Consider the following 26,234-nt stretch of genomic DNA (forward strand, 5'->3'; position numbering starts at 1 on the left):
GACGCCCGGAGGGGAGTGGAGGACGCCATGACGGACGACAACGGAACCGGCACGGACCAGGGCGCGAGCACGGGCGGCGAGGCCTCCGGACCCCGCGCCGGGTGGTACCCGGACCCGGCGGGCTCGTCCCGTCAGCGCTGGTGGGACGGGACCGGCTGGACGGAGTCGCTCCGCGACGCGCCGGCGGCCACTCCCACCGCCCCGGCCGGGAGCGGGTCGGCGCAGGCCGCCGCGACTCCCGTTCCGCCGACCGCACCGACTCCGCCCGCGCCGCCCGCCGAGCGTCCCGCCTACGGGGAGACGTCGAGCGGAGCGGCGACGAGCTACGGACAGTCGGCCTCGGGTCGGTATCCGCAGCAGCCGTCGTCCGCCGACCCGCAGCAGAGCTACGGGCAGCAGGGCTACGGCCAGCAGGGCGCCGGTCAGCAGCCGCAGCCGCAGCAGCCCTCCGGCCAGCAGCAGCCGCAGCAGGGCTACGGCCAGCAGGCTCCCCAGCAGTACGGCCAGCAGGGGTACGGCCAGCAGCCCTACGGCCAGCAGCCGCAGCAGCCCTACAACCAGCAGCAGCCGCAGTACCCGGCCTACTCCGCGGCTCCCGGAGCACCCGTGCAGCAGCGCGACACGAGCATCGTCACGTCCACCCCGTGGATCTGGGTGGTGGTCCTCCTGCCGCTGCTCTCGGCGCTGTCGATCTTCCTCCTCCCGCCGAGCGCGATCGTCGACTCGTCGATGGCCTCGACCTACGGGCCGAGCTCCTCGATGGGGATGTCGACCGCCTACCTCGTCGGCCTCGGCGTGCTCCAGGTCGTCGGCTTCCTGATCTACGCGGCGGAGGTCGTCTTCGCCTTCCTCGACTGGCGCCAGCTGAAGCGAGCCGGCCTGCAGCGTCCGTTCCACTGGGCGTGGGCCTTCCTCGCCGCTCCCTACGTCTACGTGATCGGCCGCAGCGTGGTCGTGAAGCGCGTGACCGGAGGCGGCCTCCTCCCGCTCTGGGTCTTCCTCGGCGTCGTGGTCGTGTCGTTCCTCATCGCGATCGGCTGGACGGTGTCGCTGTTCTCCCTGATGACGCAGGCCTTCGCTCCCGCGGGCTTCTGAACCCGTGAGCGCCGCCGATCTCGTCCTGACCGGCGGCGCCGTCTTCACCGCCGACGCCGTGCGCTCCCGAGCGCACGGCGTCGCTGTCGTCGGAGGGCGGATCGTCGCGGTCGGCGCCGACGCCTCCGACCTGATCGGGCCGCGCACCGAGGTGGTCGACCTCGAGGGCCGGATGCTCGTCCCCGGCTTCCAGGACGCCCACGTGCACCCGGTCTGGGGCGGCGCCGCGCTGCTGCGCTGCTGGCTCGGAGCGGGAGGGTCGCCCGCCGAGCACCTGGCGACGGTCGCCGAGTACGCGGCTCGGGAGAGCGGAGCGGAGTGGATCCTCGGCGGCGGCTGGAACCTGCCCGACTTCCCCGGAGGCACCCCGACCGCCCGCGAGCTCGACACGGTCGTCCCTGACCGGCCCGCCTTCCTCACCAACGCCGACGGGCACGGCGCCTGGGTCAACTCCGCCGCACTGCGCCTCGCGGGGATCGACCGCACGACGCCGGACCCCGCCGACGGCCGCATCGAGCGCCTGGCCGACGGCACCCCCTCCGGCACCCTGCACGAGGGGGCGATGGACGCGGTCCGCCGCCATCTCCCGCCCGCCAGCGCGGACGAGCTCCACCGCGCGCTGCTCCTCGGGCAGGAGACCCTGCACTCGTTCGGAGTGACGGCGTGGCAGGACGCGATCATCGGCTCCTACGGCGATGTGGGCGATCCCGGTCCGGTGTACCGCCTAGCGGCGCTGAGGGGCGAGCTGACCGGGCGCGTCCGCGGTGCGCTGTGGTGGGATCGGGGCCGCGGCGTCGAGCAGATCCCGGAGCTCGTCGAGCGGCGCGCGGCGCTCGCCGCCGACCGCTTCGCGCCGACGACCGTCAAGATCATGCAGGACGGGGTCGCCGAGAACTTCACGGCGGCGATGCTCGAGCCCTACCTCGACGGGCACGGCGGCCATGGTCACGGCGACGGCCTCTCGATGGTCGACCCGCGCCTCCTGAACGAGGCCGTGCCGCTCCTGGACGCGGCCGGGTTCCAGGTGCACTTCCACGCGATCGGCGATCGTGCCGTACGCGAGTGCCTGGACGCCGTCGAGCGGGCGATCGAGGCGAACGGGCGCCGCGGCAACCGCCACCACCTCGCCCACCTGCAGGTCGCGCATCCGGACGACCTGCCGCGCTTCCGTGCGCTCGACGTCGCGGCCAACCTGCAGATGCTGTGGGCCTCGCTGGAGCCGCAGATGGTGGAGCTGACGCTGCCGTTCCTCGGTGAGCGGCGCGGCTCGTGGCAGTACCCCTTCGGCGACCTGCTCCGCTCGGGCGCGGTGCTCGCCGCGGGGAGCGACTGGCCGGTGTCGACGCCCGACCCGCTCGCCGCGATCCACGTCGCGGTGAACCGGCTCTCGGCGCCGTCCGAGCGCGAGCCGGGGTGGAGCGAGGAGGTGTTCCTCCCGGAGCAGCGCCTCGACCTCGCCACCGCCCTCTCCGCCTCCACGGCCGGCTCGGCGTGGGTGAACGGCCTGGAGGGCGAGTCGGGCTCGATCGCCGTGGGACTCGCGGCGGACTTCGCCCTGCTGGACCGGGACCCCTTCGCCGGCGACCCCCGGGCGATCGGGGACACCCGGGTGCTGGGCACCTGGATCGGCGGCGAGCGCGTCCACACCGCAGCGGACGCGCCCGCCTGATCCGGGTCGTTCAGGAGGCGGCACTCAGCAGGTGATCGCTCCGCCGATGATCCCCGCGAGCAGCCCGCCGGTCGCGGAGGCGATCGCGCCGGGACCGGAGATCGCACCGATCACCCCGCCGGTCGCGGCACCGCTGACGCCGCTCCCGGCGACGCAGTGGCCCCATTCGGGCGAGCTCCAGTCGCTGTTCAGGTGCAGGCCGCCCACCGCCGAGCGGGACGCCGAGTCCGGGGCGAAGTGGAAGGTGAGCGTGTCGGAGTCGTCGATCGACCAGTGGCCCGACACGGTGCGGCCGCGTCCGACGTCGATCCTCTCCGGGAGTGCGTCGGACGTCTCGGCGCCGTCCGTGAAGCCGACCCCGCCGCCCGCCAGCTCGACGATCCGCGTGTCGTCGGTGACGTCGAAGGTCACCGTCGACGCCGATCCGCCCCGTGCCTCGAGGTGCACCCGGCTGCTCGTCTCCTGCCTCGCCGGCTCGGCGTGCGCGGCCTGCGCTGTGAACAGCGGCACCGCCAGCAGAGCGGCCGCCGCCGCGACCAGTGCCGTGCTCGTCCTCTGTCGTTCCATCGTCGTTCCCTCCCTCGGATTCCGATCCAGGAGGGAGGGCTCAGCGCCGCCGATCGACGAGGGCGAGGACGACGGACGCCACCGCTGCCGCGACGGCGGCGGTGACCACGACGTCCCACGGATCCTCGGCGCCCACCGCGGTCGCGACGAGGTGCCCGGCCAGGACGCCGACGAACAGTGCCGGCAGCATCAGCCAGATGCGCCGTCTCCGTCGTGCCGCCGTACCGGCCTGTTCCCTGTCGCTCATGCTCGCCCTCCTGGATTCACCATACAGGTATGGAGTACCAGGCGGTCGCGACGCGCGTCGAGGAGGTGGCGCGATCCGTCAGGCCTCGCTGCGCTGGATGAGGCGGGAGAGGACGATCGCGGAGCGCGTGTGGTCGACGTTGGGCGCGATGCGGACCTTCTCGAGGGCGAGCTCGAGGCTGGGGATGTCGCGCGAGCGGATGTGGACGATCGCGTCGGCGGAGCCGGTGACCGTGCCCGCGTCGACGACCTCGGGGACCGCGGAGAGGATGCGGCGGAGCTCGTCCGGAGCGACGGTGCCGCGGCAGAAGAGCTCGACGTAGGCCTCGGTGGCCATGCCGTCGACCGCGGGGTCGACCTTGATCGTGAAGCCGCGGATCACGCCGTCGGCCACGAGTCGGTCGACGCGGCGCTTCACCGCGGAGGCGGAGAGCCCGACCACGCCGCCGATGTCGCCGTAGCCCGCGCGGGAGTTCTGGCGCAGCAGATCGAGGATCTTCCGATCGATGTTGTCCATGCTCCGAGGATAGGCGCGGCCGGAGCGGCGCCTGGACGGCAGCAGAGTGCCACTGGAGATTCGTGACGCCCGGCTATATAGTTGCTCTCGGTCAATAGTTGATCGCAGTCAACTAGAACCGCCGCCGTGCTGAAGAGGAGCCCATGTCACACCCCGAACACCGCGCCGCATCGCGCGGAACCACCGCGCCGCACGCCCCCGCCGGGCCGGACGGCGCCATGTCGCACCGCCAGGTGCTCGAATCGCTCAGCGGCCTGCTGCTGGGCATGTTCGTCTCGATCCTCGCGGGCACGGTCGTGTCGACCTCGCTGCCCCGGATCATCTCCGACCTCAAGGGCGACCAGAACGCCTACACCTGGGTCGTCACCGCGACCCTGCTCGCGACCACGGTCTCCACCCCGCTCTGGGGCAAGTTCGCCGACCTGTTCAACCGCAAGCTGCTGATCCAGCTCGCCCTCGGGCTGTTCGTCATCGGCTCCGCCCTGGCCGGCTTCTCGCAGGACACGAACATGCTGATCGTCTTCCGCGTGTTCCAGGGCCTGGGCGCCGGCGGACTCGCCGCGCTGAGCCAGATCATCATGGCCGACATCATCAGCCCCCGTGAGCGCGGCAAGTACGCCGGCCTCTTCGGCGGCGTGATGGCGATCGGCACCGTCGGCGGCCCGCTCCTGGGCGGCGTCGTGACCGACGCGTTCGGCTGGCGCTGGAACTTCTTCATCGCGATGCCCGTCGCGATCGTCGCGATCGTCCTCCTCCAGATGACCCTCCGCCTCCCCGCGCACCCGAAGCGCAAGGTGCGGATCGACTACCTCGGCGCCGTGCTCATCGCGGGCGGAGTCTCGCTCCTGCTGATCTGGGTCTCCCTCGCCGGCAAGAACTTCGACTGGGCCTCGTGGGAGACCGCGGTCATGGTCGGCGGTGCCGTCGTGCTGCTGATCGCCGCCGTGATCACCGAGCTCACCGTGGCCGAGCCGATCATCCCGATGGGGATGTTCAAGAACCGCACCTTCAGCCTCGCCGTCGTGGCGAGCATCTCGGTCGGCGTCTCGATGTTCGGCGTCGCCGTCTTCCTCGCGCAGTACATGCAGCTGGCCCGCGGAGCCACGCCGACCCAGTCGGGCCTGCTCACCATCCCGATGATGGCCGGCCTGCTGATCGCGTCGACGATCTTCGGCGGGATCATCTCCCGCACCGGCAAGTGGAAGGCGATCATGATCAGCGGCGGCGTGCTCGCCGTGATCGGAACCTCCCTCCTCAGCACCCTCCGCTACGACACGGACCTGGTCCTCGTCGGGATCTACATGGCCGTCCTCGGCGCCGGCCTGGGCATGCTGATGCAGAACCTCGTCCTGGTGGTGCAGAACTCGATCGAGGTGAAGAACCTCGGCGTCGCGACCAGCGCGGTCACGTTCTTCCGCAGCCTCGGCGGCACCGTCGGAGTCTCGGTCCTGGGCTCGATGCTCGGCACCGTGATCGCCGACCGCATCAAGACCGGCATCGCGGGGCTCGCTCCCGCCGACCAGGCTCTCGCCGCGCAGGCGCTGGGCAGCGGCACGATCCCGCAGCCGGCCACCCTGCCCGACGCCGTGCGCGTCGTGGTCGAGAGCGCCTACGGGATCGGCGTCGGCGACGTGTTCCTCTACAGCATCCCGCTCGCCGTGGTCACGCTGATCGCCGTCGTCCTCCTGCCCAACGTGAGTCTCGGCTCGAAGAACGCGGTGCAGCTCAAGGCGGAGCCGACCACTCCGCTGCAGGCCGCGGAGGACGCCCTCATCGCCGCCTCGGACGGCCAGGCGGCGCTCCGCCCCGTCGGCCAGGCCCGGCGGACGGACGACGCGACGCACGCCCGGGAGGGTCGCGAGGCCACTCCCGCCGGACACGGCCGCCACGCCGACGACGAGCGGCAGGAGGAGCCGGTCGGGCACGCACGCCACGCCGCTCCCACCGGCTCCGTCGACGTGATCGAGCGCTCCTGATGCCCGCCGCCGCGCCCTCGGCCGAGGCGCTGCACGAGGTCGAGGAGCAGATCACCGTGCTCGCCGTCCAGGTGCGCCTCGCCGTCCGGGACGCGGCGGCGTCGATCGACCCGGCGCTGCCGCCCTTCGGACTGCGGCTGCTGCGGATCCTCGAGCGCTGCGGTCCGGTCCACTCCGGCGCCGCGGCGGAGCGGCTCGGGGTCGACCGCAGCGCGATCAGCCGCCAGGCCCGCCAGCTCGCCGAGCTGGGCCTGGTCGAGATGACCTCCGATCCCGCCGACGGCCGAGCGCGGTTCCTCTCGCTCAGCGCGGCCGGATGCGAGCGGATGCGCGACCTCGGCGGCCGTCAGCGGCAGCGGATGCAGGAGGCGCTGAGCGCCTGGCCCGAGGAGGACCTGCGTGCGTTCGCGGGATACCTGGAGCGGCTGACCGCGGCGGAGTGAGCCGCGTGATCTGGACGAGTGGCGCGGTCCGATGCGGTCCGCGCCACTTCTGCGTGCCGCCGGACGCGGCGCGGGCGCGCTGACCGCGCGCCGTCTCGCGCCACCCGGTGCCGACGCCGTCGTAGTCGTTCTACATTTCCTGAGATGTTCTCACTCAGGAGGCGATGACCCTGTTCTCTTTCGACCACGCAGCAGCGGCGGAGCTGGTCCGCGCCTCGGACGAGGCGGCGGAGGCGCTCGCCTCCGAGGGCCTGCTGAGGTCCGTCGCTGCCGAGTACGCGCTGGGCGAGTTCCGCGGCGCGTACGCCGAGCTGTTCCGCCGGGTCTGCGTCTGCGACAGGGAGAACCGCGGTCGGCTGAGCGCCGAGCTGCACGAGCTCGCCGACACGGTTCGGCTCGTGGCACGGAAGGCCGAGGAGGAGCGTCGGCGCCGGGAGGAGTACGCGGCCTGGGAGCGGCGGGCGGACGAGCGCGAGCAGCAGCGCCGCCTCGATCCGGTCGCGGCCCTCGCGGCGGGAGTCGAAGAGGTCGTCGACCGGCCGCCGTCCGATCGGCCGGTCGTGCCTCCGCCGATCCGTGCGCTGTTCTCCCCCCGGTCGGTGCCCCGCACGTCCCCGGGCGGCCCCGCCGCGGGAGGCGCGACCTCCGCCGACCCCGAGCGCCTCGACGTATTCGTCTCGCAGACCCGGCAGGCGGACGAGGCGATGCGCTCCCGGCTCCAGGATCTGATGGCCGCCTGGGGAGCCTTCGGCAACCGCTGCTCGTGGGCGCCGGTCGAGTCCTTCTCGGTGCTCCGGGGCTTCCGCGAGCTGCTGTCGATCGGTGCGGCCGACGCGACCTGGGTCGAGCAGATCTCCCTGGCCTTCACCGCCGCGGGGGGAGCGGCGCTCTCCGTTCCGGTCCTCGACGCCGTCGGCACCCTGGCGCGGCCCCGGGGCGGCCGGAGCCTGCTCGACTCCCTCGCGGCGCTCTCGTCCGACGATCTCGCGACACTCCTGGCGGCGTCGCCCGACCTCGCGGCGCGCCTCGGGCGACTGGCTCCGACCCTCGTGAACGACTGGTGGCGGAGCCTCGACTCCACGGACGGCGCGCGCTTCTCGCCGCAGCAGGAGGCGCTGGTCGCCGGTCTGCCCGGGGTGATCGGGAATCTGGAGGGTGTTCCCTACCGCGCCCGGGTGAGGGCGAACGAGAGGGCGCTGAGGGCGCGGATCGTGGCGCTGAGGAGCGAGGCGGCGGGCCTGCGCGGGAAGGCGGGCGACGGGGAGCGACTCGCGGCGGTGGAGTCGCAGCTGGTGGCGCTGAGGGACGTGCGGGCATCGCTCCGGCGCGGTCTCGGTCAGGACCCGCGCTTCCTCATCTCCCTGACCGCCGACGAGCCTCCGCTCGCCGCCGTCTCGATCGGCGATCCCGACACCGCCACGAACGTCACCTACGCCGTCCCCGGGATGGGACAGACGACGGAGAGCATGACCCGATGGACGAAGGCGTCGCAGAATCTGCAGTCGCTCCTCCCGCCCGGCAGCGCCGTCGTCTCCTGGATCGGCTACGAGACCCCGCCGATGGCGCGGCTCGGCGGGAACGGCATGGACGTCCTCACCTCGAACCAGGCGGTCGCCGGCGGCGCCGCACTCGCCTCGGCTGTCCAGGGGCTCTCCGCGGTCCGGGGCGACGACCTGCCGAAGCCGAACGTCGTCGCCCACTCCTACGGCAGCACCGTCATGGCCGTCGCCGCCTCGCGCTCGGACGTCGAGCTCGGGGTCGTCGTGACGCTGGGCTCGGCCGGCCTCCCGGACAGCGTCGACGAGGCGAGCGACCTGCACGCGGAATCCGTCTTCGCGGGGCAGGCGCGGGACAAGTACCTCGGCGAGACCGAGAGCGGCGACGAGGCCGCGTGGATGGGCCGCGCCTTCAGCTGGAACCACCACACGGATCCCGCTGACGAGGACTTCGGCGCGCGCGTCTTCGGTGTGGAGACCGGAGGCGACGCCGGGAGGATCGTGACGGATCACGCTGCGCTGAAGAGCGACGACGGCGATCTCGCGGGGTATCTCGACACGAACACCGAGTCCCTGCAGAACGCGGCGTGGGCCGTCTCCCGGCGACTCGACCTGCTGACCGAGAACCGGCCGCTCGGACCGACCGCCTTCCAGAAGGCGGTCGTGGGAGCCTCCCATGGCGGGTAGAGGCTCTCCTCAGCGGACGGGCGTCGCGCTGACCGTCGCCGCTCTGCTCGTGATGTCGATGACCGCTTGTGCAACGGAGAAGGAGGCGAGACCGGTGAGCACGATGAGTCCTCGGGAGGGTCGGGATCGGGTGGTGGAGTTCGTGCGGGACTCCGCGGGGCGGCTCGATGTGGAGGGGTGGTGGCCGCGGAGCGGCGCGGCCAGGCCCGATGTGTGCGGCCCCGGCGACCGGGTGAGCGGTGCGAGCTACAGCTACGCCTGGTGGGCCCCGGCGGGCACCGATGTCGAGGGGGATGCGCGGAAGGTCGCGGACTACTGGGAGTCTCTGGGGATGACGGTGAGAGTGACCGATTCGACTCCGCGCCCGACGGTCTACGGGCAGGGCGGACCGGTGCTGCGGGCGAGCTTCGTCACCGGCGCTGTCGAGGAGATGTACATGATCGGGGCGGAGATGCCGTGCGCGCCCGGCGATTTCGAATCACTCCTCCTCGAGGACGAGGCTCAGCGCGCGGCGGGCGCGGTCCTTCCGGGTGATGAAGGGGTCGTCCCGAAGCCGGATCCGCGGGACCTCCCACTCCAGTCCGATCCGTCGGGTTCCGGCTCGGAGGGATGAGCCGCCCCGTCCACCGCGTCCGGATCGGAGATGCCGACGTCGCTTCCGTTGCCGGGGGAGGGGTCTGCCTCAGCGCGGTGCGCCCACCAGCTGCGCGACGTGCACGACGAAGGCGCGGCGGCGGTCGCGCGTCTTCTCCCCGCCCCGGGAGGCGAAGGGGGTGAGGTGCCAGATCTCGCAGAGGCCGAGGAGGGCGATGAAGAGGTCGTCGGCGGACCAGCTCGCGTCGACGACGCCGGTGCGCTGCCACTCGAGGACCCGGGCCTCGGGGGCGGGGACCCCGCCGAGCTGCTCGCCGGCCTCCTCCCAGACGCCGGCTCCCTCCAGGCGCGCCCACGTGAGCAGGCGCAGGAACTCCGGGTGCTCCCACACATGGTCGAACATGCGGCCCGCGAGGTCGGGGAGGTCCGCCGCCTCGGCGAGGAGCGTCTCGTCGAGAGCGCCGAGCGCCTCGACGACGGTCGCGACGAACAGGCCGCGCTTGCCGCCGTAGTAGGCGTAGAGCCGCTCCTTGTTCAGACCCGCCGCCGCGGCCACACGGTCGACCCGGGCGCCCGCGAAGCCGTGGGCGGCGAACTCGACGGAGGCGGCGCGGAGGATCCGCTCGCGTGCGGGCAGCGCCGCATCGGATGTCGGCTCCATGGTTCACCTCCGGGCGCTCGAACGATACACTCTTCTTCGCCCAACCAACTGGTTGGGGTGGTTCGGCCCCGATGACGCGGCTCGGATCCGGACCCGCCGGTCCCGCTCCGCTCCGTGTGAAAGGCCGCCATGCCCTCCCCGTCCGCTCCCTCCTCCGCCCGCCGCTGGTGGGTGCTCGTGATCCTCGCGCTCACGCAGCTCGTCGTCGTGCTCGACGGCACCATCGTCACGATCGCCCTCCCCGCCGCGCAGGCCGACCTCGGCCTCACCGACGTCGAGCGCCAGTGGGTCGTCACCGCCTACGCCCTCGCGTTCGGCGCGCTCCTGCTCCTGGGCGGCCGCATCGCCGACTACACCGGCCGCAAGCGCACCTACCTGATCGGGATGATCGGCTTCGGCGCCGCCTCCGCCTGGGGCGGCCTCGCCACCTCCGGCACGGAGCTGATCGCCGCCCGCGGGCTGCAGGGCGCCTTCGCCGCGCTGCTCGCCCCGGCCGCTCTGGCCCTCCTCACCGTCTCCTTCCCCTCCGGCCGCGAGCGGGGCACGGCCTTCGCCGTCTTCGGAGCGGTCGCCGGAGCGGGCGCCGCCGTCGGCCTCGTGCTGGGCGGGCTGCTCACCGAGTTCGCCGACTGGCGCTGGTGCCTCCTCGTCAACGTCCCCGTCGTCGTGGTCGGCGCGATCGCCGGCCAGCTGCTCGTCACCGAGAGCCGCGCGGAGGGGCGCAACCGCTTCGACGTCGCCGGGACGATCACCGTCGCGCTCGGGCTCGCGAGCGTCGTCTACGGCTTCACCCTCGCCGAGCAGGGCTGGCTCCGCGTCGACACCCTCGGCTTCCTCCTCCTCGGCGTGCTGCTGCTGGCCCTCTTCGTGCGGATCCAGGCCCGCTCGGACCACCCGTCGCTGCCGCTGCGCATCGTCGCCGACCGCGTCCGCGGCGGAGCCTTCCTGGTCCAGGCGATCGTCGGCAGCGTGATGATCGGCTCCACCCTCTACCTGACCCTGCACCTGCAGCTGGTCCTGGGCCTGCCGCCGCTCGAGGCGGGCCTGGCCAATCTGCCGATGACGGTGACGATCATGATCGTCGCCGGAGTCGCCGCCAAGCTGCTGCCGCGCATCGGCCCGCGCGTGCTGATGATCGTCGGCCCGCTGATCGCGGCGGCCGGGCTCCTCTACCTGAGCCGCATCACCCCCGACGGCGGCTACCTCCTCGAGGTGCTGCCCGCGCTGATCCTCCTGGGCATCGGCATGGCGATGGTCTTCGTGCCGCTGCAGAACCTCGCGCTCACCGGAGTCGCGGCCCACGACGCCGGTGCCGCCGGAGCGACCGCGAACGCCGCCATGCAGATCGGCGGCTCGATCGGGCTGTCGATCTTCACGACCCTTTACGCGGGAGTCGCGGGCGAGCAGCAGTCGCCGGTCGCCTTCGTCGACGGCTACTCCGCGGTCTTCGTCGCGGCCGCGATCGGGCTGGTCGTCGCCTCCGTCGTCGCCGTCGCGATGATCCGGGTGAAGAAGGAGGAGTTCCTCGCCCAGGCTCCGAAGGAGGCCGTCGCCCACCTGGGCTGATCCCGGCCTAGGCTCGGAAGCGCCATGCAGCCACTGACCGAGACCGAGATCCGCGAGTCCTTCGTCAACGCCTCCCGCAAGGAGGTCGCCGACCTCGCGCTGCCGAAGGACTTCGACGCGCTGGACTGGTCGGTCATCGACCATCTCGGCTGGCGCGACCGGAGGATGGGCCGCCGCGCCTACGTCGTCGTGCCGCTGGAGGAGCGCCTCGTCGGGGTCCTGCTCACCCAGGCCGACGCCCTGCCGCGCTCGCGGGCGCAGTGCTCGTGGTGCCGCGACGTGCAGCTCCCGAACGACGTCGTCTTCTTCGGGGCGCGGAAGGCCGGAGCGGCCGGGCGGGCGGGGGACTCGCTCGGCACGCTCGTCTGCTCCCGCTTCGAGTGCTCGGTGAACGTGCGGCGGCGCCCGTCGGTGGCCTACATCGGGTTCGACCTCGAGGCGGCGCGGGCGCAGCGGATCGCGACTCTGCGGGCGCGCACCGAGGGCTTCGCGCGCGAGGTGCTCGGCGAGGCGTGACCGCGCTCAGCGGCGCGTGGACGCGCGCACGTGCATCCGCTCGCCCTGGCGGCCGAAGAGGCTGAGGAACTCGACCTGCTGCTCGTCGGCGCGGCCGAACCAGTGCGGCACCCGGGTGTCGAACTCGGCGGCCTCGCCGGCCGGCAGCACCAGATCGTGCTCGCCGAGCCGCAGGCGGAGCCGCCCGCTCAGCACGTAGAGCCACTCGAAGCCCTCGTGCGCGCGCTGCTCCGCCGGCTCCGTCACCGGCCCGGCCGGGAGCGTGTGCTTGAACGCCTGGAGCGCGCCCGCGTCGCGGCTGAGCGGCTGGATGAGCATGCCGTTCCGGCGCACCGGCCGCCCGTGCACGCGGGGATCCTCCGGCGCGGCGCCGACGAGCTCGTCGAGCGGCGCCCCGAGGGCGCGGGCGATCGGGAGGAGCAGCTCCAGCGTCGCGCGACGGCCTCCGCTCTCGAGGCGCGAGAGGGTGCTCGCCGAGATGCCGGTCTCGGCCGCGAGGGACGCGAGCGTGCGGTCGCGGCGGGTGCGCAGGCGTCGGTGGAGGTCATGGGTCGATGCTCCGCCGCCCCGGGCTGGGCCGCGAGGATCCGTGCCGTTCCGGCATGCGGCGCGACCGCCCGTGCCAGGATGGCGTCGTGCCCGAGACCCCGCCCCCGCCGACGTCCTGATCCTCGGCGCCTCCTTCGCCGGCCTCGCCGCCGCCACTGCCCTCGGCCGCAGTCTCCGCGACGTCCTCGTCGTCGACGGCGGACCTCCGCGCAACGCACCCTCGCCCGGTGCCCACAACGTGCTGACCCGCGACGGCGTCCCGCCCACGGAGCTGGTGCGCCTGGCGCGCGCCGAGGCCGAGGGCTACGGGGCCCGGGTGATCGAGGGCGAGGCGGTCCGCGCCTCCGCGGGTGCCGAGGGCGTGACCGCGACCCTCGCCGACGGCACGGTCCTCCGCGCGCGCCGCCTCCTGCTCGCGACCGGCGTCCGCGACCTGCTGCCGGAGATCCCCGGGCTCGGCGCCCGCTGGGGACGGGAAGTCCTGCACTGCCCCTACTGCCACGGCTTCGAGGTGCGCGGCCGGCGGATCGGCGTGCTCGGCAGCTCGTTCGCCGGGCACCAGGCGCAGATGTTCCGGCAGCTCAGCGACCGGACGTCGATCCTGCTCCACGGCGCACCCGCGCCCGCCGGCGACGAGGCGGCGGCGCTGGCCGCCCGCGGGATCGCTCTGGTGCCCGGCCGCGTCGAGAGGGTCCTCGTCGAGGACGACCGCCTGGTCGGCGTGGTGATCGACGGTCGGCGGCACGAGCTCGACGCGCTCGTCGTCGGCCCGCGGGTCGAGGGGCGGCTCCCCGAGGGGCTCGGCCTCGAGCTCGCCGACCACCCGTCGGGAGTCGCGCGGCACCTCGCCGTCGATCCGATGGGCCGGGCCGGCGTCGCCGGAGTCTTCGCCGCGGGCTCGCTGGTCGAGCCGATGGCGCAGGTCGTCGCCTCGTCCGCCGACGGGCTGCGCGTGGGCGCGGCGATCCATCACGACCTGATCGAGGAGGAGATCGCCGCCGCACTGCGGGCCGCCTGACGCGCGCTCAGCGGCGGCGGTACTCCAGCTCCGGGCGGCCGGGGGAGCCGTAGCGGGGCGCGCGGTCCGCGACTCCGGAGTCGGCGAGGTGCTCGAGGTAGCGGCGGGCCGTCACCCGCGAGATGTCGAGGCGGGTGGCGAGCTCGGCCGCCGAGAGGCCGACGGGGCCCAGCAGTGCGGTGACGGCCTCGAGGGTCTGGGCCGAGAGCCCCTTGGCCAGACCCGGGGCGTTGGAGGTGCGGAGCGCCGCGAAGGCCCCGTCCACCTCGTGCTGGCTGGCGACGTCGGCGCCGTGCATCCGCTCGCGGTACGACCGGTAGCTGGCGAGCTTGGCGGCGAACGCGCTGAAGACGAACGGCTTGATCAGGTACTGCACGATGCCGGCGGCGACGGAGGCGCGCACGTTCGCGGCGTCGCGGACGGCGGTGATCGCGATGACGTCGACGTCCAGGCCCGCCGCCCGGACGGCCCGGCAGAGGTCGAGGCCGCCCATGTCAGGCAGGTTCATGTCGAGCAGGATCAGCGCGATGCCCGGGTCCGCGCGCAGCGCCCGGATCGCCTCCGCGCCGCTGCCGGCGACCGCGGCCACCTCGAAGCCGTCGACCCGCCGGACGTAGTCGGCGTGGGCGCTCGCGGTCAGCGGCTCGTCCTCGACGACGAGCACCCGGATCACGACGCCACCCGCGCGGGCAGCGGCAGCTGCACCGTGAACACCGCGCCGACGTGGCGCGAGACCTCGATCGAGCCGCCGAGCCGCTGCACCACCTGCTGCACCAGCGCCAGGCCGATGCCGCGGCCGAAGCCGTCCGACTCCTTCGTCGAGTAGCCGCGCGCGAAGACGTCGGCGGCGCTCGCGACTCCGGGGCCGCTGTCCGACACCTGCACCACCAGCTCGCCCTCCGCGAGGCCGAGGTAGACCTCCACCCACGGCTCGCGGTCCGGAGCGGACGAGGCGGCCGCGTCGAGGGCGTTGTCGATCAGGTTGCCCAGCACCGTCACGAGGTCCCCGGGCTCCAGCCCCTGCGTGCCGGGCTCGAGGTGCGTCTCGAAGTGCAGCTCGACGCCGCGCTCGCGGGCCTGTGCGGCCTTGCCCAGCAGCAGGGCGGCGATCACCGGCTCCTGCACGGAGCCGAGGACCCGGTCGGCCAGGCGCTGGCTGAGGTTCAGCTCGCCGGCGGCGAACGCGAGCGCCTCGTCGGGCCGGCCGAGCTCGATCAGCGACGCGATGGTGTGCAGGCGGTTCGAGAACTCGTGGGTCTGCGAGCGCAGCGCGTCCGAGAGGGTGCGCAGCGACTCCAGCTCGCCGCTCACCCGCTGCAGCTCGGTGCGGTCGCGGAGCGTGACGACCGTGCCCAGGGGGCGGGCGCCGGGGGAGGCGGCGGGCCGCTCGTTCACCACGAGGATCCGCTCCCGGGCGACGACCAGGCGGTCCGAGACGGGCTCGTCGTCCTGCAGCAGCTCGCGCAGGGCGCCGGGGAGGTCGAGCTCGGCGACCGGCACCGGCGTCCGCACGCCCTCGAGTCCGAGCAGCTCCAGCGCGTGGTCGTTGGCGAGCACCAGCCGGCCGCGGTCGTCGACCAGCAGCAGCCCCTCCCGCACCGAGTGCAGGACGGACTCGTAGTAGGCGAAGACCTGGCTCATCTGCTCCGGGCCCCGCCCGCCCGTGACGCGGCGCAGGTAGCGGGCGAGGAGCCACGAGCCGAGGGCGCCGAGCGCGACCGCGCCGAGCGCGCCCCACGCGACGACCTGCACGCGGGCGGCGAAGGAGGCGTCCACGGCCGAGAGCGTGACGCCCGCCGACACGAGCGCGACGACCGCGCCGTCGGCGTCCTCGATCGGTGCGACGGCGCGGACGGAGGGCCCGAGCGTGCCGGTGTACGTCTCGGTGAAGGTCCGCCCCTCCAGCGCGGGCTCGATCGTGCCCTGGAACGGCAGGCCGATCCGGTCGCGGTCGCGGTGGGTGTACCGGGTGCGGTCGGGGGCCATGATCGTGAGGAAGTCGACGCCGGTGTCCCGCATGACCTCCTCGGCGTACGGCTGCAGGCTCGCGGAGGGGTCCGCGCCGGCCGTCGACTCGAGGACGAACGGATTGTCGGCCACCGTCCGCGCCACGACGAGGCTCCGCTGGGCGGCCTCGTCGCCCGCTCGGCTCCGCGCGTCGAGGGCCAGCACCGCGACGGCCGCCGCGGCGATCAGCAGGATGCTCAGCAGCTGCACGGCGAACAGGCGCGCGGCGATGCTGCCGCGCGGTCCGCGTGCGCTCGGCGTCCTGACCATGCCACTCCCTCGTGAGCGAGCGCTCGGGGCGCCCCGCCGTGAACAGTATGAACGCAACCGTGCCGGGCTCCGGAGGCGGGGCCACCATCGTCCTACCCCCTCACCTCGACGAAGAGAAGGACACCCCCATGGCGAAGACGCCTCAGACGCCGTCCGACCGGCTGATCCCCGCGGTCACCCCTCCGAAGACCCGGCGGCGCATCGACCGGAACCACTGGCTCTACATCGCCGTCATCATCGCCGTGGTCGCCGGCGTCGTGGTCGGACTCGTCGCTCCCGCCTTCGCGGCGACGCTCGAGCCCGTCGGCAAGGCCTTCGTCGGACTGATCAAGATGATGATCGCGCCGATCATCTTCTGCACCATCGTCATCGGCATCGGCTCCATCGCGAAGGCCGCCACGGTCGGCAAGGTCGGCGGACTCGCGCTGGGCTACTTCATCGTGATGTCGACCTTCGCCCTGGCGATCGGCCTCGTCGTCGGCAACATCCTGCACCCGGGCGAGGGCCTCGACATCTCGAGCGCCACCTACGACACCAGCGACCTCAAGGCCGAGAGCACCAGCGACTTCGTCCTCGGGATCATCCCCGTCTCGCTGTTCTCCTCGCTCGTGGACGGCAGCATCCTGCAGACCCTCTTCGTCGCGCTGCTCGTCGGCTTCGCGCTGCAGAAGATGGGCGCCAAGGGTCAGCCGATCCTCGGAGCGATCAAGCAGCTCCAGGTCCTGGTCTTCCGCATCCTCTCGATGGTGCTCTGGGTCGCCCCGATCGGCGCGTTCGGCGCCATCGCCGCGGTCGTCGGCAAGACCGGCTGGGGAGCGGTCGTCGCTCTCGCCACCCTGATGATCGGCTTCTACATCACCTGCGCGATCTTCGTGGTCGTCGTCCTCGGCCTGCTGCTGCGCCTGGTGACCGGCGTCAGCATCTTCTCGCTGATGAAGTACCTGGCCCGCGAGTACCTGCTCATCGTCGGCACCTCCTCCTCGGAGGCGGCGCTGCCCCGCCTGATCGCGAAGATGGAGCACCTCGGCGTCTCCAAGCCCGTCGTCGGCATCACCGTGCCCACCGGCTACTCCTTCAACCTCGACGGCACGGCGATCTACCTCACGATGGCGTCGCTGTTCATCGCCTCGGCCACCGGAGCGCCGATGTCGATCCCGGAGCAGATCGGCCTCCTCCTCTTCATGATGATCGCCTCGAAGGGCGCCGCGGGCGTCACCGGAGCGGGCCTGGCCACGCTGGCCGGCGGCCTCCAGTCCTTCCGCCCCGACCTGGTCAACGGCGTCGGCGTGATCGTCGGCATCGACCGCTTCATGTCCGAGGCCCGCGCGGTCACCAACTTCACCGGCAACGCGGTCGCCACCCTTCTCGTGGGCACCTGGACCAAGCAGATCGACATGGTGCAGGTCCGCGAGGTCCTCGGCGGGCGCTCGCCCTTCGACGAGACCACGCTCGGAGCGGACGAGCACGAGGCCCCCGCGTCGGGCACCTCGATCACCGAGGGGATCGCCTCGATCCAGGACTCCGACGAGGCGTCGCGGATGCGCGCGGAGATCGCGGCCAAGCGCTAGCCGATCCGATCGCGAAGGCCCCGCCTCCCGGAACCGGTCCGGGAGGCGGGGCGTCCGTCGTGCGCGGGTCCGTGCCTCCGCACCCCGAGCAGAGGCAGGGTCACCGAGCAGAGCGGCCCGATCAGCACCGCGAAGAGGAGGGTGCCGAGGCCGGCGTCGCCGCCGAGGGCCCAGCCGATGAGCAGCACCGTGAGCTCGACGCCCGAGCGCGCCACCCAGATCGGCAGGCCCGTGCGGGTGTGCAGGCCCAGCATCAGTCCGTCGCGGGGCCCCGGACCGAGGCGGGCGCCGATGTAGATCCCGCTCGCGACCGCCAGCAGAACGAGACCGCCTGCGAAGAGCAGGCCGCGGGCCCACCACTCCTCCGGCGTCGCCAGCACACGCAGTCCGACATCGATCATCGTGCCGACCACGAGCACGTTCAGCACGGTGCCGAGACCGGGCCGCTGTCGGAGGGGGATCCACAGCAGCAGGACGAGCAGGCCGATCACGTTCGTGAGCAGTCCGATCCCGAGCCCGGTCTGGTGCGCGACCCCCTGGGCGAAGACGGTCCACGGGTCCACGCCGATCGCCGCTCGGATCATCATCGCGTCGGCGAATCCGTAGAGGATCAGGCCCACCAGCAGGCGCGGCACGGGTCGGAGGCGCCACTGGCCAGCCGGGGGAGCGGCGGCGGCGACGGGAGCGGTGAGCGTCATGGACTCATCACAGCGCGACATTGGCCTTCTTCGCGCGGTCCAATCCGGCTACCTTGGACGCATGGCTGATGTCCACTTCGGCGCGCGCGCCCTGCAGACCCTCCTCGGCGACTGGCGCGAGCAGCGCGGCACCCGGCCCGCCTACCTCGCTCTGGCCGACCGGATCCGCCTCCTCGGGATCGACGGCCGCATCCCCGCGGGCAGCCGCCTGCCCGCCGAGCGCGAGCTCTCGGCCCGCCTCGGCGTCAGCCGCACGACCGTGGCCGCCGCGTACCGCGAGCTGCGCGACAGCGGCTACCTCGTCAGCGTGCGCGGCTCCGGCAGCGTCACCCGCCTGCCGGGAGCGGCCGTGCACGCGGTGCCCTCGCTCGCGCCGGACTTCCTAGACTTCACCAAGGCGGCCCTGCCCGCCGTCCCCGAGCTGGCCGAGGCGTACACCCGCGCGGCGCAGGCGGCCCCCGAGCACTTCGACTCCGGCTCCTACGACACGGTCGGTCTGCCGGTGCTGCGCCGCGCGATCGCCGAGCGCTACACCGCGCGGGGTCTGCGCACCGAGCCCGGCCAGATCATGGTGACCATCGGCGCGCAGCACGCGATCGCACTCGTCGCCCGCACCCTGCTCGCGCGGGGCGACCGGGCGCTGATCGAGGCCCCGACCTACCCGCACGCCTACGAGGCCCTCCGGCTGGCCGGCGCGCGGCTCGTGCCGGTGAACGTCGACGGGGCGGACGGCTGGGACGGAGAGGGCCTGATCGCCGCGCTGCGCGGCACGAGCCCGAGCCTGGCCTACCTGATGCCCGACTTCCACAACCCGACGGGCCGCTCCATGGCCCCCGAGCTGCGGGAGCGGGCGATCGCCGCCGCGGCCCGGCAGGGCACGCTGATCATCGCCGACGAGACGACGGCCGAGCTCGATATCGACCGGCGGATGACGCCGCTGCCGTTCGCCGCCTACGGGCCCGAGGGGACGGTGCTCTCGATCGGCTCCGTCGGCAAGACGCTGTGGGGCGGCATCCGGATCGGCTGGATCCGCGCCGAGCGGGCGGTGATCCGCAAGCTGGCGCTGGCGCGCTCGGCGAGCGACCTCGGCACGCCGATCCTGGAGCAGCTCCTGGTCGCAGACATGCTCGGCCGGATGGACGGCGTGCTGGAGCTGCGGCGCTCACAGCTGCGCGCGGGCCGCGATCACCTCGAGGCGGCCCTGGCGCGCGCGATCCCGGAGTGGAGCGTGCCGCGGGTCTCGGGCGGCCTCTCCACCTGGGTGGGCCTGGGCCGGCCGGCGAGCTCGCAGCTCGCGCTCGCCGCCCGGACGGCGGGCCTGCTGATCACCGCGGGCCCGCGCTTCGGGATCGACGGCGCCTTCGAGCGCTTCCTCCGCATCCCGATCGGCTACTCGCCCGAGGCGACCGATCGGGCCGTGGAGGCGCTCGCGACGGCGTGGGCGCAGGTCGCCCGGCACCCGGCGGCCGACCCGGGGTACCTCGCCGACGTGGTCTGAGGTGGAGTGCCCGCCGGGCGTGTGAGATCGTTCTCTCATGAGCGACGGGTACGGCTACCTGCTGGTCCACTTCGTGGAGGACCGGACCGGCCACAGCGAGAAGATCTTCCTCTCGCTCAGCCGGGGCGACGATCCGCTGCGCTGGCGAGCGCTCGGGCCGGTGCTGGAGTGGACCGGCGGCACGGGCGGCGTCCGCGACCCCCACATCGTCCGCGGGCCGCGGGGCTTCCACCTCGTCGCCACCGACCTCCGCGTCTGGCGGCCCGAGGGCCCGGACTGGGACCTCTACCGGCACCGGGGGAGCCGCGACCTCGTGGTCTGGGACTCCCCGGACCTCCTCGAGTGGTCCGAGCCGCGCGCGGTCGCCGTCGCTCCCGAGGGCGCGGGCATGGCCTGGGCGCCGGAGTCGGTCTACGACCCGGTCTCGGGCGACTTCCTCGTGCACTGGTCCTCCGGCCTGGCCGAGGACGGCGACCCCGCCACCGGCGAGACGGGCGACAGCCGCATCCTGCTGTCCCGCACGCGCGACTTCCGTACGTTCGCCGAGCCCGAGACCTACCTGCGGCTGCCCGGCGGAGTGATCGACATGACGCTGCTGATCGAGGGCACCGCCGTCCACCGCTTCGCCAAGCAGCACGACGAGGCCCCCGACACGATGCAGGTGTTCCAGCAGGTCGGCTCCTCCCTCTTCGCGGACGACTTCGCCACCGTCGCCCGGGGGATCGGGCAGGAGCTCGGCCCGAGCATCGAGGGGCCGCTGGTCTTCCGGCACCACCGCGAGGAGCGCTGGTCGCTCTGGGTCGACCAGTACGCCCTCCGCCCCTACGGCTACCGCGCCTACACGAGCACCGACCCGGCCTCGGGCCGCTGGGAGCTCGCGGAGGAGTTCGACCTGCCCGAGGACACCAAGCACGGAGCGGTCCTCCCGCTCACCCGATCCGAGTACACGGCGCTCGACGAGCGCCACCCCGCCTGAAAGGCCCCGCATGACCGACTTCAGCCCCCGTCTCGCCGACGCCCTCGTCACCGTCCTCGGTGCCGAGGGCGCTCCGCTCGCCCACGCCGACGTGACGGTCGAGCAGCGCCGCCACGCCTTCGCCTTCGGCTGCACTCCGCCGAGCACCGACCCCGCGCGCGCCGAGGAGCGCCGGCTCTGGCTCGACCTGTTCGACACGGCGACGCTCCCCGTCTACTGGGGCCGCTTCGAGCAGGAGCGCGGCCGCACCGCGACGGAGGGGGTGCTCACCGAGGCGCGCGCGCTCGCCGCGGACGGCGTCCGGCTCAAGGGGCACCCGCTGGTCTGGCACTACGTGAAGCCGGAGTGGCTCGACGCGCTGCCGCTGGACGAGGCCGAGCAGCTCCTCCGCGCGCGCATCCGCCGGGAGGTGGGCGCCTTCGCCGGGCTGATCGACACCTGGGACGCGATCAACGAGGTCGTCATCATGCCGCGCTTCGCGAACGAGCCGGACGGCGTGACGAACGCCGTCACCCGCCTCGCCCGCGAGAAGGGACGCGTCGGCATGGTCGAGCTGGCCTTCTCGGAGGCGCGCAGCGTCGGCACCGGACCGGTGCTCGTGCTGAACGACTTCGACCTCGGGCCCGAGTACGAGCGGCTGATCGAGGACGTGCTCGAGGCCGGGATCCGGCCCGATGCGATCGGCCTGCAGTCGCACATGCACCAGGGGTTCCGCGGGGAGGAGCAGATCACGGCGATCTGCGACAGGTTCGCGCGCTTCGGCCTGCCGCTGCACTGGACCGAGACCACCCTCGTCTCGGGCGAGCTGATGCCCGCCGAGATCGAGGACCTCAACGACCACGTGGTCGAGCACTGGCCGACCACTCCGGAGGGGGAGGCGCGGCAGGCGGACGAGATGGTGCGGCACTACGAGACGCTGGTCGCGCATCCGGCGGTCGAGGCGATCACCTACTGGGGCTTCGACGACGCCGGAGCCTGGCTCGGAGCGCCGGGCGGGTTCCTCCGCCGCGACGGGAGCCCGAAGCCGGCCTACGAGGCGCTGCGCTCGCGGATCCGCGGGGACTGGTGGCTCGACCCGACGGTGCTCCGGACGGACGCCGAGGGGCGCGTCGGCGTCCGGGCCTTCGCCGGGGACTTCGCGCTCTCGAGCGCCGGGGCGGGCGCTGCAGTGAGCCTCCCCGTCGGGTCGTCGACGGCTGAGGTCCGCCTGGGCTGAGGGCGTCCGGGGCCGGCCGGTGGCGCCGGTCGCCCCGTCGCGCGCCCCGGAACGCCGCGTCCCTCCCAACACTCAGTCGGCTGATGGAAGACTCGGAGGGTGCATCTCCTCGCGGTCCTCAGCATGAAGAACCGGGCGCTCATCGCGCTCGTCACCGTCGTCATCGCCGTCTTCGGCGGAGTCGACCTGACCGGGCTCAAGCAGGAGCTCGCGCCGTCGATCTCCTTCCCGCAGCTCGCCGTCGTCACGTCCTACCCGGGCGCCGCTCCGGAGGTGGTCAACGACGACGTCTCGACGCCGATCGAGACCGCCATCCAGGGGGTGCCGGGGCTCGAGACGACCAGCGCGACGTCCTCCACGGACTCCTCCCTCATCTCGGCGTCCTTCACCTACGGCACCGATCTCGCCACCGCTGAGCAGAAGATCCTGCAGGCGATCAACCGGATCAAGAGCACGCTCCCGGACGGCGTCGACCCGCAGGTGGTCACCGGCTCCCTCGACGACCTGCCGGTGCTGCAGCTCGCCGTGTCGAGCGACGGCGACGCGGACGCGCTGGCCGAGCGCCTGCGCACCACGGTCATCCCGGACCTGGAGAAGGTCGAGGGCGTGCGCGAGGCGGCGCTCGTCGGCGAGACCGCCCAGCGCGTCACGATCACCCCGGACGACGCGGCGCTCGCCGCGGCCGGCCTCTCGACCGGCGACATCCGCTCGGCCCTGCAGCAGAACGGCGTGCTCGTCGCGGGCGGACAGATCACCCAGGACGGCTCGACCTTCTCGGTGCAGTCGGGCGTCAAGCTCGACTCGACCGACGCGATCGCGGCGCTGCCGCTGCTGCCGTCCGCAGGTGCCTCCGCGGGTTCGGGCGGCGCCGGTGCGTCAGCGGGCGCGGGTGCCTCCGCGGGCTCCGGCGCTTCGGTCGGCGGCTCCGACGTCGGAGCGGCGGCGGGAGGCGCGGCCGTGACCGCAGAGCCGACGGTCACCACCCTCGGCTCCGTCGCGACCGTCGCCGTCACCGACGCCCCCGTCACCTCGATCTCGCGCGTCAACGGCCAGCCCGCCCTGACCCTCTCGATCACCAAGCTCCCGGCCGCGAACACCGTCGACGTGTCGACCGGCGTGGCCGCGCTGCTCCCGGACCTCGAGGAGTCGATCGGCGACAACGCCGCCTTCACCCCGGTCTTCGACCAGGCGCCCTACATCCAGGAGTCGATCGCGTCGCTCGCGCAGGAGGGGGCGCTCGGCCTCGTCTTCGCCGTGCTGGTGATCCTGCTGTTCCTGCTGTCGGTGCGCTCGACCCTGGTCACGGCCATCTCGATCCCGACCTCGGTGCTGATCACCTTCATCGGCCTGCAGACGGCCGGCTACACCCTCAACATCCTGACCCTCGGCGCGCTCACCATCGCGATCGGGCGTGTGGTCGACGACTCCATCGTCGTGATCGAGAACATCAAGCGGCACCTCGACGCGGGCGAGGACCGGGCCCGGACCATCGCGGTCGCCGTCCGCGAGGTCGCCGGCGCGATCACCGCCTCCACGATCACCACGGTCGCGGTGTTCCTGCCGATCTCGTTCGTCGGCGGCACCACGGGCGAGCTGTTCCGGCCCTTCGCGCTGACCGTGTCGATCGCCCTGCTCGCCTCCCTCGTGGTGGCGCTGACGATCGTGCCGGTGCTGGCCTACTGGTTCCTCCGCCCCTCGAAGCGGCCGGCGGTGCGCCAGGCCGCGCAGGCGGCGCTCGCGGAGGAGCGCGCGGCGGCCGGAGGGGCACCCGCCTCGGGGGTCCCGGCCGAGACCGCCGCGCCGGTCGAGGAGGCCCCGCACCACGGCGCCCACGCCGCTCCCCGGCGGGCGCGCGGGCTGCAGTCGGTGTACGGCCCGATCATCCACTGGACGCTGAAGCACTCGGTCGTCACCGTCCTCCTCGCGCTGCTCGTGCTCGTCGGGACCGGTGCGCTGTACCCGCTGATGAAGACGAACTTCCTCGGCTCCAGCGGGCAGGACACCTTCACCGTCACCCAGACGGTCCCCGTCGGCCAGAGCCTCGACGCGCAGGACGCGACGGCGCAGCAGGCGAGCACGGCGATCCTCGGCGTCGACGGCGTCGAGACCGTCCAGCTCACCGTCGGCTCCTCCGGCGGCCTGCAGAGCGCGTTCGGCGGAGGCGGCGGCGGCACCTCGATCCGCTACTCCGTCACCGCCGACGAGTCGGCCGACCAGGAGGCCGTGCAGGCGGACGTCCGCGACGCGCTGTCGGGCGTCGCCTCGGCCGAGGACATCAGCGTCGCCGCCTCCTCCGGCTTCGGCGCCTCCTCGGACATCGAGGTCGACCTCTCGACCGCCTCGCAGAGCGACCTCCAGAGCGCGAGCGACCAGCTCCTCGAGGCCCTGCGCGGGACCGACGGGATCAGCCAGGCCGAGAGCAACCTCTCCTCCTCGCTGCCCTACATCGCGGTGCGGGTCGACCGCGACGCCGCGGCCCGGGCGGGTCTCAGCGAGGTCGCCGTGGGCACGATCGTCAGCCAGGCGCTCCAGCCCAGCCAGGTCGGCAGCGTCGTGATCGACGACCGCACCCTCTCGATCTACCTGGCCGACGGGCAGCCGCCGGCCACCGTGGACGAGCTGCGGACCCTCGAGGTGCCAACCCTCGCCGGGGCCGTCGCGCTCTCCACCCTCGCGGCGGTCGAGCAGACGGACGGTCCGGCGAGCATCACCACCGAGCGCGGGCAGCGCACCGCGACCATCACCGTCACCCCCGAGGGCGACGACCTCGCCTCGGCCAACGTCGCCGTGCAGAACGCGATCGACGCGACGGCGCTTCCGGCCGGTGTCGACGCCTCCCTCGGCGGAGTGACCGCCGACCAGGCCGACGCGTTCTCGCAGCTGGGCATCGCGCTGCTGGTCGCGATCCTGATCGTCTACGTCGTGATGGTGGCGACGTTCCGCTCGCTCCTGCAGCCGCTGCTCCTGCTCGTGTCGGTGCCGTTCGCGGCGACCGGCGCGATCCTCCTGCAGGTGATCACCGGCGTGCCGCTGGGCGTGCCGTCCCTGATCGGCGTGCTGATGCTGATCGGCATCGTCGTCACGAACGCGATCGTGCTCGTGGACCTGGTGAACCAGTACCGCGACCGCGGGATGCCGGTGCGGGAGGCGCTGCTGCACGGCACCGAGCGGCGGCTCCGGCCCATCCTGATGACCGCCCTCGCGACGATCTTCGCGCTGCTGCCGATGGCGCTGGGGATCACGGGCCACGGCGGCTTCATCTCGCAGCCGCTGGCGATCGTCGTGATCGGCGGCCTGGTGTCCTCGACGGTGCTGACCCTCGTGGTCCTGCCCGTCGTCTACAACCTGGTCGAGGGGTATCGTGAGCGGCGGCGTGCCGCCCGCGCCGGGAAGGCGTCGGTATGACGGACATCAGGGATGCGGCCGAGACGGTCGGCTCGCGCTGGCGCAGCGGTCCGGAGCGCGCCACCGCGGTCCTCGACGAGATCGGTCCGGAGCGCTTCGTCGCCCGCGACTTCCGCCCGGGCACGCTCCGGCACCTCGTCCTGATCCGCTTCCGCCCGACGGCGCTGGTCGCCGAGGCGGACGAGGTCACCCGCCGCTTCCTCGCCCTCGCCGACGAGTGCGTCCGCGACGGACGGCCCTACATCGAGTCCATCGAGACCGGGCCGCAGCTGAGCATCGAGGGCGCGGGCGAGGGCTTCGACCGCGCGTTCCTGCTGACCTTCTCGTCCGAGGGCGACCTGCACTACTACCTGGGCCGGCCGGCCGTCGAGGACCCCGCGCACTGGGATCCGGCGCACGACGCGTTCAAGGAGTTCGTCGGGCCGTTCGTCGACACGGCCGGCATCGTCGCGTTCGACTTCCGACCCGAAGAGCACTGATGGCGACTCCCGACTTCGTGCTGCGACTGCGCGAGCGGATCGGGACCGAGCTGCTCTGGCTCACCGGCGTGACCGCGGTGATCCTCCGGGAGGAGCCGGCGCTCGAGGTCCTGCTCGTCCGACGCGCCGACACCGGCGCCTGGACGGCCGTCACCGGGATCATCGACCCGGGCGAGACCGTCGCCGGGACCGCCCGCCGCGAGGCGCAGGAGGAGGCGGGCGTCGAGATCGAGGTCGAGCGCCTCGTGCAGGTGCACACCCTCCCGCCGATGCAGTACCCCAACGGGGACCGTTCGCAGTACCTCGACCACGTGGTGCGCTGCCGCTGGATCTCGGGGGAGGCCCACGTCGCGGACGACGAGTCGACCGAGGTCGGCTGGTTCGCGCCCGACGCGCTGCCGCCGATGTCGGACGAGCACCGCGCGCGGATCGAGCGTGCGCTGTCGGACGAGCCGGGCTGCTCGATCGACTGACGGCGGGGGTGCGCGCCGGATGAGGGCGGGGCCGCCTCTCGGGA

At 73.2% G+C, this 26,234-nt stretch carries 24 protein-coding genes and 1 pseudogene; 16 read left to right on the plus strand and 9 right to left on the minus strand.

The genetic code is table 11. From position 1 onward, the window contains the following. Window positions 1–27 precede the first annotated feature (27 nt). The gene (locus C5D09_RS11475; RefSeq protein WP_146085633.1) at window positions 28–1,095 is read left to right on the plus strand and encodes a DUF2510 domain-containing protein; all 1,068 of its coding nucleotides are present in this window, start codon (window positions 28–30) and stop codon (window positions 1,093–1,095) included. Window positions 1,096–1,099: 4 nt separating this feature from the next. Further along, window positions 1,100–2,764, plus strand: a complete 1,665-nt coding sequence (locus C5D09_RS11480) for an amidohydrolase (RefSeq protein WP_104269352.1) — start codon at window positions 1,100–1,102, stop codon at window positions 2,762–2,764. A gap of 24 nt (window positions 2,765–2,788) precedes the next feature. On the opposite strand, the gene C5D09_RS11485 is transcribed toward C5D09_RS11480, so the two are convergent. The 3 genes from C5D09_RS11485 to C5D09_RS11490 all read right to left on the minus strand — a co-directional run bounded on the left by C5D09_RS11485 (window position 2,789) and on the right by C5D09_RS11490 (window position 4,094). Continuing rightward, window positions 2,789–3,331 (minus strand): hypothetical protein, encoded by a 543-nt coding sequence (locus tag C5D09_RS11485; protein WP_104269353.1) that lies wholly within the window; start codon window positions 3,329–3,331, stop codon window positions 2,789–2,791. A 40-nt stretch (window positions 3,332–3,371) separates the two neighbouring features. Beyond that, window positions 3,372–3,578: a hypothetical protein gene (locus C5D09_RS17165; protein WP_146076614.1), complete on the minus strand. Its 207-nt coding sequence runs from the start codon at window positions 3,576–3,578 to the stop codon at window positions 3,372–3,374. A 78-nt stretch (window positions 3,579–3,656) separates the two neighbouring features. Beyond that, window positions 3,657–4,094 carry an Lrp/AsnC family transcriptional regulator gene (locus C5D09_RS11490; RefSeq protein WP_104222855.1) on the minus strand — a complete coding sequence of 146 codons (438 nt, stop codon included), beginning with the start codon at window positions 4,092–4,094 and terminating at the stop codon, window positions 3,657–3,659. A 218-nt stretch (window positions 4,095–4,312) separates the two neighbouring features. Between C5D09_RS11490 and C5D09_RS11495 the strand changes: the two genes are divergently transcribed. From C5D09_RS11495 to C5D09_RS11510, 4 genes are all read left to right on the plus strand, one after another. Beyond that, window positions 4,313–6,070, plus strand: coding sequence for an MDR family MFS transporter (locus C5D09_RS11495; protein WP_104222854.1), 1,758 nt, complete (start codon window positions 4,313–4,315; stop codon window positions 6,068–6,070). Further along, on the plus strand, window positions 6,070–6,513 hold the full coding sequence (locus C5D09_RS11500; RefSeq protein WP_104222853.1) for a MarR family winged helix-turn-helix transcriptional regulator: 444 nt from the start codon (window positions 6,070–6,072) through the stop codon (window positions 6,511–6,513). Before C5D09_RS11495 ends, C5D09_RS11500 begins: the two co-directional genes overlap by 1 nt. 164 nt (window positions 6,514–6,677) lie before the next feature. Further along, window positions 6,678–8,696, plus strand: a complete 2,019-nt coding sequence (locus C5D09_RS11505; protein ID WP_104269354.1) for an alpha/beta hydrolase — start codon at window positions 6,678–6,680, stop codon at window positions 8,694–8,696. A gap of 130 nt (window positions 8,697–8,826) precedes the next feature. After that, window positions 8,827–9,309 carry a hypothetical protein gene (locus tag C5D09_RS11510; protein ID WP_146085634.1) on the plus strand — a complete coding sequence of 161 codons (483 nt, stop codon included), beginning with the start codon at window positions 8,827–8,829 and terminating at the stop codon, window positions 9,307–9,309. Window positions 9,310–9,378: 69 nt separating this feature from the next. Here the strand turns inward: C5D09_RS11510 and C5D09_RS11515 are convergent, their stop codons facing one another. Then, window positions 9,379–9,951, minus strand: coding sequence for a TetR family transcriptional regulator (locus tag C5D09_RS11515; RefSeq protein WP_104233110.1), 573 nt, complete (start codon window positions 9,949–9,951; stop codon window positions 9,379–9,381). A gap of 129 nt (window positions 9,952–10,080) precedes the next feature. Here C5D09_RS11515 and C5D09_RS11520 point away from each other — a divergent pair, with 129 nt between their 5' ends. Both C5D09_RS11520 and C5D09_RS11525 read left to right on the plus strand, forming a co-directional pair. Further along, window positions 10,081–11,517, plus strand: coding sequence for an MFS transporter (locus C5D09_RS11520; RefSeq protein ID WP_104269356.1), 1,437 nt, complete (start codon window positions 10,081–10,083; stop codon window positions 11,515–11,517). Between the two features lie 24 nt (window positions 11,518–11,541). Next, a complete protein-coding gene (locus tag C5D09_RS11525) occupies window positions 11,542–12,033 on the plus strand; it encodes an FBP domain-containing protein (RefSeq protein ID WP_104222848.1) in 492 nt (163 codons plus the stop codon). 6 nt (window positions 12,034–12,039) lie between these two features. Here C5D09_RS11525 and C5D09_RS11530 read toward each other — a convergent pair whose 3' ends face one another. Beyond that, window positions 12,040–12,381, minus strand: coding sequence for a cupin domain-containing protein (locus C5D09_RS11530; RefSeq protein ID WP_308471852.1), 342 nt, complete (start codon window positions 12,379–12,381; stop codon window positions 12,040–12,042). A 30-nt stretch (window positions 12,382–12,411) separates the two neighbouring features. Next, a pseudogene (locus C5D09_RS17950) lies at window positions 12,412–12,738 on the minus strand (helix-turn-helix domain-containing protein); the annotation flags it as partial. Here C5D09_RS17950 and C5D09_RS11535 point away from each other — a divergent pair. Next, on the plus strand, window positions 12,653–13,600 hold the full coding sequence (locus C5D09_RS11535) for an NAD(P)/FAD-dependent oxidoreductase (RefSeq protein WP_181135042.1): 948 nt from the start codon (window positions 12,653–12,655) through the stop codon (window positions 13,598–13,600). The pseudogene C5D09_RS17950 and the gene C5D09_RS11535 overlap by 86 nt on opposite strands. Before the next feature lie 7 nt (window positions 13,601–13,607). On the opposite strand, the gene C5D09_RS11540 is transcribed toward C5D09_RS11535, so the two are convergent. Next, window positions 13,608–14,273, minus strand: coding sequence for a response regulator (locus C5D09_RS11540; protein ID WP_104223809.1), 666 nt, complete (start codon window positions 14,271–14,273; stop codon window positions 13,608–13,610). Next, window positions 14,270–15,877 (minus strand): sensor histidine kinase, encoded by a 1,608-nt coding sequence (locus tag C5D09_RS11545; protein ID WP_104269357.1) that lies wholly within the window; start codon window positions 15,875–15,877, stop codon window positions 14,270–14,272. The genes C5D09_RS11540 and C5D09_RS11545 overlap by 4 nt, the downstream gene beginning before the upstream one ends. 128 nt (window positions 15,878–16,005) lie before the next feature. Here C5D09_RS11545 and C5D09_RS11550 point away from each other — a divergent pair, with 128 nt between their 5' ends. Beyond that, complete coding sequence (locus C5D09_RS11550; protein WP_104223811.1) at window positions 16,006–17,445, plus strand: cation:dicarboxylate symporter family transporter; 1,440 nt, start codon at window positions 16,006–16,008, stop codon at window positions 17,443–17,445. Here C5D09_RS11550 and C5D09_RS11555 read toward each other — a convergent pair. Beyond that, window positions 17,442–18,143: a YitT family protein gene (locus C5D09_RS11555; RefSeq protein WP_374953046.1), complete on the minus strand. Its 702-nt coding sequence runs from the start codon at window positions 18,141–18,143 to the stop codon at window positions 17,442–17,444. The two genes, C5D09_RS11550 and C5D09_RS11555, sit on opposite strands and share 4 nt — an antisense overlap. Before the next feature lie 61 nt (window positions 18,144–18,204). Here C5D09_RS11555 and C5D09_RS11560 point away from each other — a divergent pair, with 61 nt between their 5' ends. The 6 genes from C5D09_RS11560 to C5D09_RS11585 all read left to right on the plus strand — a co-directional run bounded on the left by C5D09_RS11560 (window position 18,205) and on the right by C5D09_RS11585 (window position 26,190). Beyond that, window positions 18,205–19,641, plus strand: coding sequence for a PLP-dependent aminotransferase family protein (locus tag C5D09_RS11560; protein WP_104257666.1), 1,437 nt, complete (start codon window positions 18,205–18,207; stop codon window positions 19,639–19,641). Window positions 19,642–19,678: 37 nt separating this feature from the next. Next, window positions 19,679–20,617, plus strand: a complete 939-nt coding sequence (locus C5D09_RS11565; RefSeq protein ID WP_104269358.1) for a glycoside hydrolase family 43 protein — start codon at window positions 19,679–19,681, stop codon at window positions 20,615–20,617. Window positions 20,618–20,627: 10 nt separating this feature from the next. Beyond that, window positions 20,628–21,833, plus strand: coding sequence for an endo-1,4-beta-xylanase (locus C5D09_RS11570; RefSeq protein WP_104269359.1), 1,206 nt, complete (start codon window positions 20,628–20,630; stop codon window positions 21,831–21,833). A gap of 99 nt (window positions 21,834–21,932) precedes the next feature. Next, the gene (locus C5D09_RS11575) at window positions 21,933–25,238 is read left to right on the plus strand and encodes an efflux RND transporter permease subunit (protein ID WP_104269360.1); all 3,306 of its coding nucleotides are present in this window, start codon (window positions 21,933–21,935) and stop codon (window positions 25,236–25,238) included. Then, window positions 25,235–25,717: a Dabb family protein gene (locus C5D09_RS11580; protein ID WP_104249875.1), complete on the plus strand. Its 483-nt coding sequence runs from the start codon at window positions 25,235–25,237 to the stop codon at window positions 25,715–25,717. The genes C5D09_RS11575 and C5D09_RS11580 overlap by 4 nt, the downstream gene beginning before the upstream one ends. Beyond that, a complete protein-coding gene (locus tag C5D09_RS11585) occupies window positions 25,717–26,190 on the plus strand; it encodes an NUDIX domain-containing protein (protein ID WP_104226172.1) in 474 nt (157 codons plus the stop codon). Before C5D09_RS11580 ends, C5D09_RS11585 begins: the two co-directional genes overlap by 1 nt. Window positions 26,191–26,234 lie beyond the last annotated feature (44 nt).

Origin of the sequence: Rathayibacter sp. AY1C9, assembly GCF_002932315.1 — a bacterium.
GTDB lineage: Bacteria > Actinomycetota > Actinomycetes > Actinomycetales > Microbacteriaceae > Rathayibacter.